The organism is Mycobacterium persicum (assembly GCF_002086915.1).
In the GTDB taxonomy this organism is placed as follows: domain Bacteria; phylum Actinomycetota; class Actinomycetes; order Mycobacteriales; family Mycobacteriaceae; genus Mycobacterium; species Mycobacterium persicum.
This window is the reverse complement of the sequence record NZ_MWQA01000001.1, coordinates 5,470,296-5,487,061: the sequence shown is the minus strand read 5'-3', so window position 1 is coordinate 5,487,061 and position 16,766 is coordinate 5,470,296. Positions and strand designations below refer to the sequence as shown.

At 65.1% G+C, this 16,766-nt stretch carries 14 protein-coding genes; 3 read left to right on the top strand and 11 right to left on the bottom strand.

Features of this window, described 5'->3' with window-relative positions; translation table 11 throughout:
* Positions 1-23: 23 nt before the first annotated feature.
* Positions 24-2,555, bottom strand: coding sequence for an FtsK/SpoIIIE family DNA translocase (locus B4U45_RS24895; protein ID WP_183154984.1), 2,532 nt, complete (start codon positions 2,553-2,555; stop codon positions 24-26).
* A gap of 206 nt (positions 2,556-2,761) precedes the next feature.
* On the opposite strand from B4U45_RS24895, the gene B4U45_RS24890 reads away from it, so the two are divergent.
* The 3 genes from B4U45_RS24890 to B4U45_RS24880 are packed head-to-tail and all read left to right on the top strand — an operon-like array spanning position 2,762 to position 4,785.
* Positions 2,762-3,076, top strand: coding sequence for a putative quinol monooxygenase (locus tag B4U45_RS24890; RefSeq protein WP_075549942.1), 315 nt, complete (start codon positions 2,762-2,764; stop codon positions 3,074-3,076).
* Positions 3,076-3,909 (top strand): mycofactocin-coupled SDR family oxidoreductase, encoded by an 834-nt coding sequence (locus B4U45_RS24885; protein ID WP_075549941.1) that lies wholly within the window; start codon positions 3,076-3,078, stop codon positions 3,907-3,909. Before B4U45_RS24890 ends, B4U45_RS24885 begins: the two co-directional genes overlap by 1 nt.
* 3 nt (positions 3,910-3,912) lie before the next feature.
* Complete coding sequence (locus B4U45_RS24880; protein ID WP_075549940.1) at positions 3,913-4,785, top strand: SAM-dependent methyltransferase; 873 nt, start codon at positions 3,913-3,915, stop codon at positions 4,783-4,785.
* Between the two features lie 31 nt (positions 4,786-4,816).
* On the opposite strand, the gene B4U45_RS24875 is transcribed toward B4U45_RS24880, so the two are convergent.
* The 10 genes from B4U45_RS24875 to B4U45_RS24830 form a co-directional block, all read right to left on the bottom strand.
* Entirely contained in the window at positions 4,817-6,073 is a 1,257-nt protein-coding gene (locus tag B4U45_RS24875) for a condensation domain-containing protein (protein ID WP_244899396.1), read from the bottom strand.
* Positions 6,074-6,671: 598 nt separating this feature from the next.
* Entirely contained in the window at positions 6,672-8,348 is a 1,677-nt protein-coding gene (locus B4U45_RS24870; protein ID WP_075549938.1) for a ribonuclease J, read from the bottom strand.
* Between the two features lie 19 nt (positions 8,349-8,367).
* Entirely contained in the window at positions 8,368-9,270 is a 903-nt protein-coding gene (gene dapA / locus B4U45_RS24865; protein ID WP_075550021.1) for a 4-hydroxy-tetrahydrodipicolinate synthase, read from the bottom strand.
* Positions 9,271-9,339: 69 nt separating this feature from the next.
* Positions 9,340-10,092, bottom strand: coding sequence for an FAD-dependent thymidylate synthase (thyX, locus tag B4U45_RS24860; protein ID WP_075549937.1), 753 nt, complete (start codon positions 10,090-10,092; stop codon positions 9,340-9,342).
* 718 nt (positions 10,093-10,810) lie between these two features.
* Positions 10,811-11,158 carry a hypothetical protein gene (locus B4U45_RS24855; RefSeq protein ID WP_131808389.1) on the bottom strand — a complete coding sequence of 116 codons (348 nt, stop codon included), beginning with the start codon at positions 11,156-11,158 and terminating at the stop codon, positions 10,811-10,813.
* 382 nt (positions 11,159-11,540) lie between these two features.
* Complete coding sequence (locus tag B4U45_RS24850; RefSeq protein ID WP_075549936.1) at positions 11,541-13,100, bottom strand: class I SAM-dependent DNA methyltransferase; 1,560 nt, start codon at positions 13,098-13,100, stop codon at positions 11,541-11,543.
* Positions 13,087-14,256, bottom strand: a complete 1,170-nt coding sequence (locus B4U45_RS24845; protein ID WP_116526579.1) for a restriction endonuclease subunit S — start codon at positions 14,254-14,256, stop codon at positions 13,087-13,089. The genes B4U45_RS24850 and B4U45_RS24845 overlap by 14 nt, the downstream gene beginning before the upstream one ends.
* The gene (locus tag B4U45_RS24840) at positions 14,253-15,470 is read right to left on the bottom strand and encodes a winged helix-turn-helix domain-containing protein (RefSeq protein ID WP_075549935.1); all 1,218 of its coding nucleotides are present in this window, start codon (positions 15,468-15,470) and stop codon (positions 14,253-14,255) included. The genes B4U45_RS24845 and B4U45_RS24840 overlap by 4 nt, the downstream gene beginning before the upstream one ends.
* Positions 15,470-15,955 carry a dihydrofolate reductase gene (locus tag B4U45_RS24835; RefSeq protein WP_075549934.1) on the bottom strand — a complete coding sequence of 162 codons (486 nt, stop codon included), beginning with the start codon at positions 15,953-15,955 and terminating at the stop codon, positions 15,470-15,472. Before B4U45_RS24835 ends, B4U45_RS24840 begins: the two co-directional genes overlap by 1 nt.
* Complete coding sequence (locus B4U45_RS24830; protein WP_075550020.1) at positions 15,952-16,752, bottom strand: thymidylate synthase; 801 nt, start codon at positions 16,750-16,752, stop codon at positions 15,952-15,954. Before B4U45_RS24830 ends, B4U45_RS24835 begins: the two co-directional genes overlap by 4 nt.
* Positions 16,753-16,766 lie beyond the last annotated feature (14 nt).

Below are 16,766 nucleotides of genomic sequence, written 5' to 3'. Positions count from 1 at the left end.
ACACGCCGGGAAATCGGACGACTCTACGTCTGCTCGTCGAGGTCGTCGGCGCTCACAGCCCCGCCTCGGATCAATGCCAGCGTTCCCGCCAGCTCGTCGGGCTTGACCAGCACCTCACGCGCTTTGGAACCCTCGCTGGGCCCGACGATGCCGCGGGTCTCCATCAGGTCCATCAACCGGCCGGCCTTTGCGAAACCCACCCGCAGTTTGCGCTGCAGCATCGACGTCGAGCCGAACTGACTGGACACCACCAACTCCACGGCCTGCAGGAAGACGTCCATGTCGTCACCGATGTCCGGATCGACGTCGGTGCGCTCAGCGGTGGGCTTGGCGGTGGTCACGCCCTCGGTGTACTCAGGTTCGGCCTGGTCTTTGCAGGCGCTGACGACGGCGTGGATCTCCTCGTCGGTGATGTAGGCGCCCTGCAGCCGGATCGGCTTGCTGGCGCCCATCGGCAGGAACAGGCCATCGCCCATGCCGATCAGCTTTTCCGCGCCCGCCTGGTCCAGGATCACCCGGCTGTCGGTGAGCGACGACGTCGCAAACGCCAGCCGCGACGGCACATTGGTCTTGATGAGCCCCGTCACCACGTCCACCGACGGGCGCTGGGTGGCCAGCACCAGGTGGATGCCGGCTGCCCGCGCCTTCTGGGTGATCCGCACGATGGCATCCTCGACGTCACGCGGGGCGGTCATCATCAGGTCGGCCAGCTCGTCGACGATCGCCACCACGTAGGGGTAGGGCCGGTACACCCGCTGGCTGCCCAGCGGCGCGGTGATCGCGCCGGATCGCACCTTGTCGTTGAAGTCGTCGATGTGGCGCACCCGCGACGCCTGCATATCCTGGTAGCGCTGCTCCATCTCCTCGACCAACCATGCCAGCGCGGCGGCGGCCTTCTTCGGCTGGGTGATGATCGGCGTAATGAGATGCGGGATGCCTTCATACGGTGTCAGTTCCACCATCTTCGGGTCGATCAGGATCATCCTGACCTCGTCGGGGGTGGCCCGGGTCAACAGCGATATCAGCATCGAGTTGACGAAGCTGGACTTGCCGGATCCGGTGGAGCCGGCGACCAGCAGGTGCGGCATCTTGGCCAGGTTGGCCGAGATGAAGTCGCCTTCGATGTCCTTGCCCAGCCCGATCACCAGCGGATGATGGTCGCGACGGGTCGACGGCGCCGTCAGCACATCGGCCAGCCGCACCATTTCCCGGTCGGTGTTGGGCACCTCGATGCCGACGGCGGACTTGCCGGGGATCGGGGCCAGCATCCGCACACTCTCGGTGGCCACGGCGTAGGCGATGTTCTTCTGCAGCGCGGTGATCTTCTCGACCTTGACGCCGGGCCCCAGTTCGACCTCGTAGCGGGTGACGGTGGGCCCGCGGGTGCAGCCGGTGACTGCCGCGTCCACCTTGAACTGGGTGAGCACGTCGCCAATGGCGGCGGCCATGTGATTGTTGGCCGCACTGCGTTTCTTGGGCGGATCGCCGGCCACCAGCAGCTCCAGCGAGGGCAGTGTGTAGGTGCCTTCGACGACGCGGTCCAGTGCTTGGGTGTCCCGCTTCTTGGAGCCGCGCTTGCGACCGCGCCCGATCGCCGGTTCGGGAACGGTCGGTACGTCGTCGTCAGCCGGCGGGCAGCTCTCGGGCCCCGGCGGGACTTCGTCGTAGTAGCCGTCGGAGAAGTCCTCGCGCGCAACCTCGACGGTGTCCGCGTCGTCGCCCGCGAAGTCGTCACAGCCCTGGTCGTATTCGTGGTCGTAGTCGTGGTCTTCGAGGTACTCACGCTGGAATAGCCGGGTGCCGAAGATGCGGCGCAGCGCGTCGGGCACCTCGCGGACCGTGGTTCCGGTCAGTAGTAGCAGCCCGAACAGCGCACCGATGAACAACAGTGGCGCGGCGATCCACGCCGTCAGCCCGTCCGACAACGGCCCGCCGATCGCAAAACCGATGAACCCGGCCGCATGCCCGCGCAACGCCGGAGTTTCCGGCGAACCGGCCCACAAATGCCGTAATCCCAGGAAAGACGATGCGATCAGGCTGGATCCCAGGATCAGCCGCGGGCGGGTGTCAGGATTGGGCTGGGTCCGCATCAGCACTACCGCCGCGGCGACGAGGACGATGGGCAGCAATACGACGGCCGAGCCGATGAGCGTCCGCAGCACCGCGTCGACCCACGCCCCGACGGGCCGGGCGGCGTGGAACCACGAACCGGCGGCGACGACCACGGCAAGGCCCAGCAGGACCAGCGCCACACCGTCGCGGCGATGTCCGGGTTCGATGTCACGCGCGCGCCCGATCGACCGCGCCGCTCCCCCGGTGCCCCTGGCCGCCATCAGCCAGGTCGCGCGCAGGGCCCGGCCGCAGGCCAGCCCGGTCGATGCCAGCAGGGATTGGTTGCGGCGCCGCGGGGGCCGGCTCACCCGCTTGACCGACCTGGCCGGGCTCTTGCTGCCCGTCCTGGGCGCAGCCGATCGCGCACTGCGCGTCGCCCCCCGCGAAGTGGCTTTTGACCTGCTCGTTCTGCTTCCGGAGCGGGCAACGGTCCGATTCGCCATGCCGGCAAGCGTAGTCGCAAATACATCTTCTGCACCACATGCCACACTGGTAACGCTCGCTTGTCCAACCCGTGCTCGCCTCGAGATCGGCGGTCGTGAGTAGGGTGGCCAGAGGTGACAACCGTCATCCGCGGTCATCCGCGGTCATCCGCGGTCACGCCGCGTCACGCCGCCGATAATCAGCCACGGTCCCAGGAGGCCCCAGCATGCCCGTCGTCGTCGTCGCCACGCTGACCGTCAAGCCCGGATCGGTCGACACCGTCCGCGACATCTTGACCACCGCGGTCGAAGAGGTGCACGGCGAACCCGGCTGTGAGCTGTACTCGTTGCATCAAGCGGGTGAGACATTCGTCTTCGTCGAGCAATGGGCCGACGCCGACGCACTCAAAGTCCACAGCACCGCTCCCGCAGTCGCCAAGATGTTCAAGGCGGCCGGTGACCACCTGGTCGGTGCCCCCGACATCAAGATGTTGCAGCCCATCGCGGCGGGCGATCCGGGCAAAGGGCAGCTTCGGCCCTGATGGCACGGTCGTCGCAAGTGCCGCTGAGCGGCCGGGTCGCCTTCGTCACCGGAGCCGCGCGCGGTCAGGGTCGCGCCCACGCGGTTCGGCTGGCCGCCGACGGCGCGAACGTGATCGCGATCGACCTGTGCCGCCAGATCGCCAGCGTGCCCTACCCGCTGGGCACCGCCGACGACCTGGCACACACCGTCAAGCTCGTCGAGCAGACCGGCGCGCGCATCGTGGCACAACAAGCCGACGTCCGCGATCGCGCGTCGCTGGCCGCCGCGCTGCGGGCCGGTCTCGACGAGTTCGGCCGGGTCGACATCGTCGTCGCCAATGCCGGGATTGCGCCGATGCAGTCGGGCGCCGACGGCTGGCGCGACGTCATCGACGTCAACCTCACCGGCGTCTACCACACCGTGGATATCGCGATACCTGAGATGATCTCCCAAGGGGTTGGGGGCTCGATCGTGCTGATCAGTTCGGCGGCGGGGCTGGCCGGCTTCGGCAGCGCCGATGCCGGCTCCATCGGCTACACCGCCGCCAAACACGGACTGGTGGGGTTGATGCGGCTATACGCCAATTTGCTTGCACCCCATAATATTCGAGTAAACTCCGTGCATCCGTCCGCGGTCGGCACCCCGATGATCGACAACGAGTTCACCGCGCAGTGGCTTGCCGACCTGGCCGCTCAGAGCGGCTCGGCGACGGGCTCGGGCAATGCGTTGCCGGTAAAGATCCTGCAAGCAGAGGACGTCGCCAATGCCGTGGCATGGCTGGTCTCCGACCAAGCCCGATACATCACCGGCGTCGCGTTGCCGGTGGACGCGGGTTGTGTGAACAAGAGGTAGTTGATGGCCCGAAATCCCGCTGCACAGACCGCATTCGGCCCGATGGTCTTATCGGCCGTCGAACAAAACGAGCCACCCGAGCACCGGCTGGTGGACGACGACCTCGCGGACCTGTTCTTGCCCAGGCCGCTGCGCTGGCTTGTCAGCGCCACCCGGCCGACCACACTGCGGCGCCTGTTCATCGCGGCGTCGGAGTGGTCAGGCCGCGGGCTGTGGGCAAACCTGGTGTGCCGCAAACGATTCATCGCCGACTTGCTCACCGCGGCACTCGACGACGTCGACGCGGTCGTCATTCTCGGCGCCGGATTGGACACCCGCGCTTATCGGTTGACCCGGCAGGTACGCATCCCGGTCTTCGAAGTGGACCTGCCGGTCAACATCGCGCGCAAGGCCAAAACAGTCCGACGGGTGCTGGGCGAGTTGCCGCTGTCAGTTCGGTTGGTAGCCTTGGATTTCGAGCATGACGATCTGCTCACCGCACTGGCCGAGCACGGCTATCGCACCGATTACCGGGTCTTCTTCATCTGCGAGGGCGTGACCCAGTACCTCAGCGAACGCGCCGTCCGGCGGACGTTGGACGGACTGCGCGCCACCGCACCGGGTAGTCGGCTGGTATTCACCTACGTGCGCCGCGACTTCATCGACGGCAGTAACCGATACGGCACCCGGACGCTGTACCGTGCCGTCCGGCAACGGCGTCAGTTGTGGCATTTCGGCTTGCTGCCCGAGCAGGTGGCCGATTTTCTCGCCGAGTACGGATGGCGGCTGGTGGAACAAGCCGGGCCCGACGAACTCGTCCAGCGCTATGTCGCGCCCACCGGCCGCAAACTCAAGGCCTCGCAAATCGAGTGGTCGGCCTATGCGGAGAAGATCTAGACATCTACCCTGTCAGCAGTAGAGCCAGCCGCTAGACGATCGCGCCGCTCAGGCCGAACTCCGTCAGCGTTTCCGCCGCCAGCTCACGCAGGTCAGACGTGGAATTCAGGTCGAGTTGGTAGACGACGACGGCGAGAGAAACCTTGCCGCCGATGCGGCCGCCCGACACGGCGGTCATGCCACGCACCTGCTCGACGATCTGTCGCGTTACCTGCTGCGTGACCCCTCGCACGAACAATGAATCCGCATCGCTGCCGTCGGGCCGGCCGATCAACGGGTCGATGTCGCCAAGGTAGGAACAGCCCACCGCTGGAGTCGCCAACAATGTGCCCGTCATTCGTCTTGCCAGCCACTCCGGCGTCAACGGGATCAACGGTTGCAGCTGCGCCGACTTAGCAACTGCCTCCGGCAAAGCGGCGAGAGCGCGTTTGATGCTCGCCCGTAAACCGGATAAATCCGTTGTGAGGCCACTCGGGTCGACGTCGACGGTCGCCAGCGAGAATGCGTTCGCACGCATGTCGCCCTCGGAGCGGTCGTTGACGGTGATACCCACCCGGATCCGGCCGTCGTGGGCACGTCGACTTCCCACTCGCTCGGCAAGTTTCGCGGCGAACGCTGTGAACAGCGAATTACTCGTGCCGCCAAGAGCTTTCGCCCGGTGATCCCAATCGTCAGGATCAACAAAGATGACGATAGCCGGTATCGCAACAGCGTCACCCTTGCCAGCACCGATGACGAGCGGCCGCGATGACCCTGACGGGGCAATGTTTCGCTTGCGACGCCGGGCAAGCTTGGTCGCCGCCACCAGTGCCCGGGCACCCTCGGGCAAGCCTTGCACGGTTTGGCGGGCATCGGACAGCGCTGCGACCAGTCGAGTACCTGAACGCGGCGGCGGGTAGCCGAGATCGCCCACATTGCCTCTGATCGCATCGGCAATCGCGAGACCGCCACCGACCCCGTCGACCAAGCAGTGCGAAGCCACCAAGCTGACGCCCGTCGAGCCGTCGGAAAACGGTTGCACGCCGAGGTGCCAACCAGGGCCCCGTTCCGGATCGACAGGCAGTTGTGCCCGTTCGTCGGCCCACTCGATTAACTCCGCGCGCGGACGGGAGTGCCGCGCGATATCAATGTCCGACGAGACCCTTGGCGAGATCCACCGATGCCGGGCGAATGGCAGCGCAGAACGCTCGATCCGCCGTCCCAACAACCCGCGACCGAGATTGCGCTGAAAACGCCTCAGACCATCCAGGTCGACGGGGCGCTGGTAAACCCACACCCACTGAGCCACCGGTGCCAGACCGGTCGCGCGCGCTGCGAGAAACCTCGCTTGATCATTGAACGCGAGTCGATTGTCTAGCGGCATAAGGCATTTCATCTGATGTCAGGCATCGCCGGCGCAACGCCAGCGGATCGACGCCCCGTGCCGCGCTCTGGAATCGGACACGGGACGTAGCGAGTGCATGCTTTCCGTACGCCATGCAATGAAGGCGGGTAGCTGCCGCCCGCTAACCGACGGCGTTCCTGCTAACCGATGACGTCAACCACGAAGACGGGGCTCGAGTATGTGGTTTCCACTTGCCGGAAGAGGGACTCGTGGCAGACGGTGTTGCGGGACATATCTCTCCTCGGCGTGGAACTACGGCATGAAAATAGGACGTAAGACTGGAAAAGCCTTCCGGCACAATGTCATCAAGCCGGGAGCCAACTGTTACCGCTAGCAACAGTAGTCATTGTAGCTTTCCTTCGTTGCATGGTAGGGCAGGCAAGCGGGAAACGCCAATCGATGTCGTGCGGCGTGGTTTGCCTGCTCCTCGATCGAGGTATGCGCGGTAAGCCCGGGCAGTTGGGCCGCTCGAATGGCCACCTGCTACGACGAGGTTCGAGTGTCAGACCTCGATCACCGTAGGCACGATCATCGGCTGACGGCGGTAGGTTTCGCCCACCCACTTGCCGACCGTGCGACGCACGCCCTGCGCGATCCGGGTGGGATCGGTGACGTTGGCGGCGACCAGCGATTCCAGCTCCGCCTCGACCTTGCGCACGGCGGGTTCCAGCGCCTTGGGATCTTCGGAAAAGCCGCGCGAATACAGATGCGGCGCCGCCACCGGGCGGCCGGTACCACGCTTGACGACCACGGTCACCGCGACAAAGCCCGACGACAGGATCAGCCGTTCACCCAGAGTGATTTCGCCGACGTCGCCGGTGATCAGCCCGTCCACGAACATCTTGCCGACCGGCACGGCACCGGCGATCGATGCTCTGCCACCGACCAGATCGACGCTGACCCCGTTCTCGGCCAATAGGATCGACTCTTCCGGAACTCCGGTGCCGGCCGCGAGCTTGGCGTTGGCGCGCAGCATTCGCCAGGTCCCGTGTACCGGCATCACATGGCGGGGCCGCACCCCGTTGTACAGAAACAGCAGCTCGCCGCTGTATGCGTGTCCGGAAACATGCACCCGCGCTTGGGCATTGGTGACAACGCGGGCTCCGATCTTGGAGAGCTCGTCGATGACGCCGTAGACCGCCTCCTCGTTTCCGGGGATCAGCGACGACGACAACACGATGAGATCACCCGAAGTCAGAGTGATACTGCGGTGTTCGCCACGCGACATCCGGGACAACGCCGACATCGGTTCGCCCTGCGTGCCGGTGGTGATCAGCACCACCTGCTCGGCTGGCATCATCTCCGCGGCGGCGATGTCGATCAGATCGGAATCGGCCACCCGCAGGAAACCCAATTCCCTTGCGATACCCATGTTGCGCACCATCGACCGGCCCACGAATGACACTCGTCGGCCCAAAGCCACTGCGGCGTCGACGATTTGCTGCACCCGGTCCACATTGGAGGCAAAGCATGCCACGATGACCCGGCCCTCGGCGCCCCGGATCAACCGGTGCAGCGTCGGACCCACCTCGCTTTCTGATGGCCCGACACCGGGAATCTCGGCGTTGGTCGAGTCGCACAAGAACAGATCCACGCCGGCGTCGCCCAGGCGCGACATGCCGGGCAGGTCGGTGGGACGGCCGTCGAGCGGCAGTTGGTCGAGCTTGATGTCGCCGGTGAACAAGACCGTGCCTGCGCCGGTGTACACAGCGATGGCCAACGCATCCGGGACGGAGTGGTTAACCGCGAAGTATTCACACTCGAAGACCCCGTGTCTGCTGCTCTGCCCCTCGGCCACCTCGACGAACACCGGTTTGATCCGATGCTCACGGCACTTGGCGGCGACCAGCGCCAGGGTGAAACGGGAACCGACGACGGGAATATCGGGACGCAATTTGAGCAGGAAGGGAATGGCCCCGATATGGTCCTCGTGCGCGTGCGTCAGCACCAGTGCTTCGATATCGTCGAGGCGGTCTTCGATATGACGCAGATCAGGAAGGATCAAGTCGACGCCCGGCTCGTCGTGGGTGGGGAACAGCACCCCGCAGTCGATGATCAGCAGCCGGCCCAGATGCTCGAAAACCGTCATGTTGCGGCCGATTTCGCCGACGCCGCCCAGCGCGGTGACCCGTAGTCCGCCCGCGGCCAACGGAGCTGGCGGCGGGAGGTCTTCGTTCACGGGTGACTCGCCCTATCACTCACCGAAGCACCGAAACCGCACGCATGTCGGCGGCCAACGCGTCGATCTGTTCCGGTGTTGCGGGCATCTGCGGCAGCCGGGGGTCTCCGACGTCGATGCCCTGCATCCGCAGGCCCGCTTTGGCCATGGTCACGCCGCCCAGACGGCTCATGGCCTTGCACAACGGGCTTACCGCGACATTGATCTTGCGTGCGGTGGCGATGTCGCCCGACTGGAAGGCCGACAGCAACTCGCGAAGCTGACCTGCCACCAGATGACCGATCACGCTGATGAACCCGATGGCGCCCATTGCCAGCCAGGGCAGGTTGAGCGCGTCGTCGCCGGAGTAATAAGCCAGCCCGGTGTCGGCGATGATCTGGGCGCCGCTGGGCAGGTCGGCTTTGGCGTCCTTGACCCCGACGATGTTGGGGTGCGACGCCAGCGCGCGGATGGTCTCGGGCTCGATCGGCACGCCGGACCTGCCCGGGATGTCATAGAGCAGCACCGGCAGATCGGTCGCGTCGGCAACGGCGGTGAAGTGTGCCGTCAGCCCGGTCTGCGGGGGCTTCGAGTAGTACGGGGTGACCACCAGCAGCCCGTGTGCACCTTCGGCAGCGCAGGACTTGGCCAACCGGATGCTGTGCGCGGTGTCGTAGGTGCCGGCGCCGGCGATCACCCGGGCCCGATCCCCCACCGCCTCCAGGACGACCCGCAGCAACTCGAGCTTCTCGTCGTCGGTGGTCGTCGGCGACTCACCCGTGGTACCCGAAACCACCAGGCCATCGCATCCCTGGTCCACCAGGCGATTGGCCAGACGCGCCGCCGCGGCGGTGTCCAGGGAGCCATCGGCGCCGAATGGTGTCACCATCGCGGTCAGCAGTGTCCCCAAGCGCGCGGGGACGTCGAATCCGACGGTGCTCACGTTGTCCAAGGTTACCTGGCGCCGCCAAGCTTTTTGGCAGCAGCGTCAGCGCGCGTGCCGGGCCGAAGCTCAGGCTTCGGTCGCCAACGGACTCGTCGCCACCTCGCTGCCGTCGGCCAGGGTCGTAACCTCGAAGTCGGCGAACACCGCGGGGGCAACGTCGGTGAGCTGACGCAGGCACTCGATGGCCAGCCGCCGGATCTCCACGTCGGCATGCTCGCTGGCCCGCATGGCGATGAAGTGCCGCCACGCCCGGTAGTTGCCGGTGACAACGATGCGGGTCTCGGTGGCGTTGGGTAGCACGGCACGGGCGGCCTGGCGTGCCTGTTTGCGCCGCAGCACGGCGTTGGGCTGGTCGGCGAACTTGGCCTCCAGCTTGGTCAGCAACTCGGTGTAGGTGGCGCGGCTGGCGTCGGCGGCGGCAGCCAGGATCTGCTGCAGTTCGGGGTCGTCCTCCATTCCCGGGGGCACGACGACCTGCGAGTCACCTTCCGGCACGTAGCGTTGCGACAGCTGCGAGTAAGAGAAGTGGCGGTGCCGGATCAGCTCATGGGTGCATGACCGCGAAATTCCGGTGATGTAGAACGACACGCTCGCGTGCTCGAGCACCGAGAAATGGCCGACGTCGATGATGTGCTTGAGGTAGCCGGCATTGGTCGCGGTCTTGGGGTTGGGCTTGGACCAGCTCTGGTAGCACGCCCGGCCGGCAAACTCCACCAGCGCCGAGCCGCCGTCGGCGTCGGTGGTCCACGGCACGTCGGGCGGCGTCAAGAACTCGGTCTTGGCGATTAGGTGTACGCGTAGCGCGGCGGTTTGGGCCACGGCGCTCACCCTAGCGGGACGACCTGGTGCGTTTTCGAGTGCGCCTCGAAGGCGTATTGAGGAGGCGGGCAATCAAGCCGGCCCGCCGAGTGTGCCTCCAGGGCGCCCAGTGTGGGTCCAGGGCGCCCAGTGTGCGTCCAGGGCAATCCCAACGGCGCGTCGCCGCCGTGTGTACACCCTCGAAGCCCTGGACGCACACTCGTGCTGGCTGGCGCATCCGGATCGCTCAGCCACGGGTATCCAGGTCCACATCCGCCGGATCACCGCGGTGAATGCGTTTCGTCGAGGCTGGCATTGAACAAACCCGACGGGTCGTGACAGGCTCCGAGATTGACAGGCCCTCCATTTCTCGCGAGGCGTCCGATTCGTCGTCGTCCCTGCTTGCGGCAATCGATAAATCAAGCTGCCGGCAATGCAATAACCTCTTCCGCAATGGCGCTGTTTGCAACGTCGATCCACGGGAGCGGGTGTCCAAAAGCAGTGACCAAGACCGACGCGAACCATTATGATCCCAAGGGATTTCGCGGCCGTCGAAACGATGTGCGGCGCTCATCGGTACTCCGATACCGAGATTGCCGACGAGGACTCCAGCCCACCACCCCTTCACCGGATAGGAGGACGACGGCACGCATCTCGAACGGAAACATGACCGTCGAACCGATGGATTAGCAGCAGTGTCGACATCGACAATGCCGCCACGCTGGCCGCGGAACCAAGCTCATGGGCGATGGGAACAATCGCGAGCGGCGCGAACGATGCAGCCATCGAAAGTGCCTGTGATAGCCCAGGGCCCGCGCGTTGCCGGCACATCCCACTCGACGTCTTCCGGCAGCGCCGGCACACCAGTCATGCCCCTTTGAGCCGCCCTGAACTCAACCAACTTCAACCCGAGTTGCCTAGCCGCCGCCGGCACGAGCGGTACAAGGAACAGGCCAAGATTCTCCGTATGAATGTTCAATATCAAATACGGATGCCCATGCTGATCAGATCCGGTATTGAACGAATACATTTGCGGCATAAGCTGGACCGGTTCCGGCTCGCCATTGCGAATAACACTGCCATTCACCGCATACTCCGATTCACATTCGCGTAAGCCCGACGCACACCAACCCCCACCGAACGCAACGCCTCCACCTTCTCGCTTAGCACGCGTCAATATCGCGGGCATCTTGTACGGGCGCCCGACCGGTGAGTAGCCGCATCAGCACGGGACTCCTGTCAGCTCAACCACGGTGGTCGCCGATGTGGACGACAACCACAACAGCCCTTGTCCACGCGGCCGAAGTGATTCATGGCAACTGGTAACTCATTCTTCGCAACGCGGAGTTCGCTGTCCAACACTTGTCGCCGCTTGACAGATAATCGCCGATTATCACGACCGTCATTGTGGCGCCCCGGATACCGCTGCGGGACCTCCCCTTCACCAATCGCTAACCACGGCGACGAGTTCACCACGCATTGAGCCGCTTCAACTGATTTCGCAACTCCGTCTCCAGACGCGCCGACTCGTCCAGCGCTGTCAACAGCTCCGCCGTCAACCGTGTGATTTCGCCGCCGTTCGGCTCACCCTCGCAACCGATTTCGGGAGCGTCGACGTACCGGCCCGGGGTGAGCACATAGTTGGCAGCCCTTATCTCCGCCACCGTTACCGATTTGCACAATCCGGAAACATCCTGGTATGCAATGCTTTTCGAGTCAGCCGAATATGTTCCGCGCCACGCATGGTAGGTATCGCCGATAAGCGTGATTTCTTCTGCGGCCAATACCCGCTCGGTTCGGTCGACCAGCTGGCCGAATTCGCGCGCGTCGATGAACAGCACCTGGCCGGAGCGGTCTATCGTGCCTTGCCGACCGGCCTTCTTATCCGTGGCGAGAAACCATAGGCAGACCGGAATCGCGGTGCTGCGAAACAGCTGAGCCGGCAGTGCGACCATGCAGGCAACCAGATCTTCCTCGACGATACGAGCGCGAATTACGCCTTCGCCGTTAGAGTTCGACGACATCGAGCCATTCGCCATCACCACCCCGGCCCTGCCGCCCGGTGCCAGCTTGGACAAGATGTGCTGAATCCATGCGTAATTGGCGTTGTTGGCGGGCGGAACGCCGAAACGCCACCGTGGGTCTTTCTCGTTCCGCGCCCAGTCTTTGATGTTGAACGGCGGATTGGCCATCACGCAGTCCATCTGGACGTCCGGATGCTGGTCGCAGACGAACGTGTCACCCCACTTGAGACCGTTGTTGTCGATACCGTGGACGGCGAGGTTCATCTTTGCCATTCGCCAGGTCTCCTCCACGCTCTCCTGGCCGTAGATGTAAATATCGTTGACGTCGCCGCTGTGCTCGTAAGCGAACTTCTCGGTCTGCACAAACATGCCGCCGGACCCGCAGCACGGGTCATAGACCCGTCCGCGTGACGGCTCCAGCACCTCGACGATCAGCTTGACCACGCTCGCGGGAGTGAAGAACTCCCCTCCCCGCTTCCCCTCCGCGCGAGCGAAATTGCCGACAAAGTACTCGTACACCTCGCCCATCAGGTCCCGGGCGCGATGTTCACCCTGGCGACTGAAACGTGCCGTGCTGAACAGTCCGATCAGCTGACCGAGCCGGCGCTGGTCGATGTTGTCCCGGTTGTATATCCGGGGCAGGCTCACGGCGAGCGTCGAATTAGCTTGCATCACAGCGTCCATCGCCTCGTCGATGAGCACACCGATGCTTTTCGCCGGCTCACCGGCGACCACCGACTTGCCTTCTGCGTGTGCGGCCAGGAACTCCCAGCGGGCGTTCGCTGGCACGGTGAACGCACCGCGCTTCGCTCCGGACGACGCCGTCCCGATTGCGGTGCGCTGCTCGGTATCCGCGTCTGACAAGCACTTGAGGAACAGCAGGCCAAGGATGACGTCTTTGTATTGGCTGGCCCCGATCGACCCCCGCAGTTTGTCGGCGGCCTTCCAGAGCGTGTCCTTGAGCTCCTTGAGCGTCGACGGTTCCTGCTTCTTACCGGGAGGCATCCGTGGGTTCCTCCATCTCGATGTTGCGCCGCAGTGCCAGGCCACCGCCGGCCGATGAGTACCTCAGTTCCGCAGTGTGCGGCATCGGCGTGGCATCTGTGACATTGACGTCGCCGCACACCAAGAGCGGAAGCATCGCGTCGCGGCCCACCGCCAGCCGCACCGATTCGGCACGTCGGCCATGGCACAGAGCCCCCAGGCCGGATATCGCCGTCGCTTGTGCGGTGGTCAATCGCCGCACATCGCGCACCGGTGCGTGCAGAAGCTCACCCGGTTGAATGCGTTGACGGCTTCCTGTCACGCCCGCCACCCGACGCCGGAGCCTGGCCCCGACATCGGGTTGTCGCAACGCCGACCACAACGCCGACGTATCGACTCCAACGGGATGCAGGACGACGAACTCCGTACTCGTCAGCGCTATTTCCGCTGCGAGGCTGGTGACATTCCAGATTCGCGGGATCCTCGGATTCAGCTTGGAAAACAATACGCACGGCTGCGTCAAAACGGACTTGACGCTCTTGATCGTGCGGCTATCGACGACGGCGGGCACGGCGCCGTCGTCGAACGCGGGAAAGCTGTAATATGCGACGCTGCCGTCGAATTCCTGGGGATGACGACACGTGGCTGACCTTCTCGCCAGGGTCGACAGCGGCACCCGATCAGAAACGCTTTGGACGATCGCCAGCATCAACCCCTCGGCGGCTTCGATAACTCGGCTGTTGGCAGCGATCTTGTCGTCCAGTGCTCCAAGCACGTCACCAATTCGGGAACGGTCAGGTGCGGCGGCGGCACGCGTCGAAACGTCGCGCAGGATCGTCTGACTGAGCAGGGGCTGACCCGAGCCGGCGCGATACCGATTGAGTCCGCAGCCCTGCAGTGCGTAATACCAGTAGCGCGTTTCCTCGGGGCGCTTGGCGCGGCAGGCGAGTGCGTTGTCGGTGACCCACACATCGCCATCGTGGTAATGCACGCTCCCGCAATACGAACCGACGCGCCCGATGACGATCAACGGCCCCCGGGAATTGGGTTGGTCCGCGTAGCCGATGATCCCGTTGGCGCCACAGACCGGAAAGCCGCCGGCGGACAGCCGCGTCGGCAAAGCACGTCCGTGGGCGAAATCGAGATGATCGCCCAGTCTGACGCGTCCGGTCCTCATCCGCCGGCCCGCTTGGCGGCAATGCGAAGCGGCTCGGCCAGGTCGCCGCGCCCGGACACGCCGACACCGGATAACCCCAGCCAGGACGCCATCGACGCCAGTTCGCCGGCCAGCGCCGCGGCGACCCGCGTCCGTGGCGAATCGGGCTCACCGAACACCCCCAGCACGCGCAACGAATCGGCGGCGCGGTCGGTTTTGAGGTCCACCCGCGCGACCAGCTGTCCGTCCAGCAGCAGCGGCCACACGTAGTACCCGTACTGACGCTTGGCCGCCGGTGTGTAGATCTCGATGCGGTAATGAAAATCGAACAGCCGCTTGACCCGTGGCCGGAAGAAGATCAACGGGTCGAAGGGACATAGCAGCGCGGTGCCGCGGTCGCGGCGTGGCACAGTCTGGCCGGCCCGCAGGTACGCCGGCACCGGCCAGCCCTCGACACGCACCCGCTCGATTTCACCCGCGGCCACCAGCTCTGCGATCACCGGCTTGATCTGTTGGGCGGTCAGCCGAAAATAGTCGCGGAGATCGGCCTCGGTGCCCACGCCCAACGCGGTGGCGGCACGCAGGGTGAGCTGCCGGACGGCTTGGTCGTCGTCGACCTCCCGCGCCAGCACCTCGGCCGGCAATACTCGCTCCACCAGGTCGTAGTGCCGGGCGAAGCCGACGCGGGTGGCGGTTGTCAGCGCACCGGAGGCGAACAGCGCCTCGGCGACCCACTTGGTGTCGCTGCGATTCCACCACGTTCCTTTTCGCATGCGCGGCTCGGCGGCCAGGTGGGCTTCGATCTGACCGGCGGTGCTGGGTCCGAGTTCGGCAACCGCGGCGACGATGTCGTCGGCCAGCTGCGGGTTGGCCTTGACGATCTGGGTTCCCCAACGTCCATGCCGATACTGACGCATCCGCCAGCGCAGCAACGGCCAGTCGTCGACGGCCATCAATGCGGCTTCGTGCGCCCAATATTCGACCAGTAATCGCGACGAGCGCGGGCCCCATGCGGCGCGGTCCAGCACATCGCGGTCGTAGGGTCCTAGGCGGCTGAACACTGGCGCGTAGTGCGCGCGCACCGCTACCGACACCGAGTCCAGCTGCAGCACCTGAATCCGCGAGATCAGCCGCCGCAGATGTGCGCGGGTGATCGGCCCGGCTGGTTTGGGCTCGGCGAAGCCTTGCGCCGCGACCGCCACCCGGCGGGCCTGCGCGGCAGTGAGGGCGCTCATCACCGGTGGTAGCTGTGAAACCGGTAGCGCAATCCGGACCGGCTGACCAGCCACTGCCGGGCGTCGCCATGCCATGTCGCGTCAAGCAGCGGGGCCAAGACGTCGTCGTCGTCGCGGTGCAGGTCCACGTCGACCTCGGTGACCTCACACCTGATGGCCCGCGGCAGGGCAAGGGCGTAGATCTGCGCGCCGCCGATCACCCAGGTGTCCTCCGGGCCGGTGAGGGCGTCTTCGAGCGAACCGACCACCTCGGCTCCCTCCGCTACGAAGCCAGGCTGGCGGCTCAGCACCACATTTCGCCGGCCGGGCAGTGGCCGGGCTGCGGCCGGCAGCGAGTCCCAGGTCCGCCGGCCCATCACCACCGTGTGGCCCAGGGTGACCCGTTTGAAGTGGCCGAGGTCTTCGGGTACCCGCCACGGAATGTCACCGCCGCGGCCGATGACACCCGACGTTGACTGAGCCCAAATCAGGCCCACCGTCGTCATACGGCTACTGGGGCTTTGATCGCCGGGTGCGGGTGGTAGTTCTCGACGAGAATATCCTCGTAGGTGTAGTCGAAGATCGAATGTCTTTGGGCCAGAACCAGTTTCGGGTATGGTCGGGGTTCACGGCGCAATTGCTCGCGGACCTGTTCGAGGTGGTTGTCATAAATATGGCAATCACCGCCGGTCCAGACGAACTCGCCGACGTCGAGGTCGGATTGCGCGGCCATCATGTGGGTGAGCAGCGCGTAACTGGCGATGTTGAACGGCACGCCGAGGAACAGGTCGGCGCTGCGCTGGTAGAGCTGGCAGCTCAGCCGCCCGTCGGCGACGTAGAACTGGAAGAACGCGTGGCACGGTGGCAGCGCCATCTGCGGGATATCGCCGACGTTCCAGGCCGACACGATGATCCGGCGGGAATCGGGATCGGTGCGCAGTAAATTCAGGGCGGCGCTGATCTGGTCGATGTGCTCACCCGACGGGGTCGGCCAGGAGCGCCATTGCACACCGTAGATGGGACCGAGATCGCCTGTGCTGTTTGCCCATTCGTCCCAGATGGTGACTCCGTGCTGGTGTAGCCAGCCGATGTTGGAGTCCCCGCGTAAGAACCACAGCAACTCGTAGGCCACCGACTTGAAATGGACCTTCTTGGTGGTGAGCAATGGGAAGCCGCGGGACAGGTTGTACCTGATCTGCTGGCCGAACAGGCTGCGGGTGCCGGTGCCGGTACGGTCGGATTTGGCCGAACCCGTTTCAAGCACCAGGCGCAGCAAGTCCTCGTAGGGAGTCGCAATCGGCACCACGCGGCCAGCTT

Coding starts and splice junctions, on each gene's coding strand:
- B4U45_RS24890 (WP_075549942.1), top strand. CDS start 2,762: ATGCCCGTCGTCGTCGTCGCCACGCTGACCGTCAAGCCCGGATCGGTC.
- B4U45_RS24835 (WP_075549934.1), bottom strand. CDS start 15,955: ATGACGACGGTGGGCCTGATTTGGGCTCAGTCAACGTCGGGTGTCATC.
- B4U45_RS24845 (WP_116526579.1), bottom strand. CDS start 14,256: ATGAGGACCGGACGCGTCAGACTGGGCGATCATCTCGATTTCGCCCAC.
- B4U45_RS24895 (WP_183154984.1), bottom strand. CDS start 2,555: ATGGCGAATCGGACCGTTGCCCGCTCCGGAAGCAGAACGAGCAGGTCA.
- B4U45_RS24880 (WP_075549940.1), top strand. CDS start 3,913: ATGGCCCGAAATCCCGCTGCACAGACCGCATTCGGCCCGATGGTCTTA.
- B4U45_RS24885 (WP_075549941.1), top strand. CDS start 3,076: ATGGCACGGTCGTCGCAAGTGCCGCTGAGCGGCCGGGTCGCCTTCGTC.
- B4U45_RS24850 (WP_075549936.1), bottom strand. CDS start 13,100: ATGCCTCCCGGTAAGAAGCAGGAACCGTCGACGCTCAAGGAGCTCAAG.
- B4U45_RS24840 (WP_075549935.1), bottom strand. CDS start 15,470: ATGAGCGCCCTCACTGCCGCGCAGGCCCGCCGGGTGGCGGTCGCGGCG.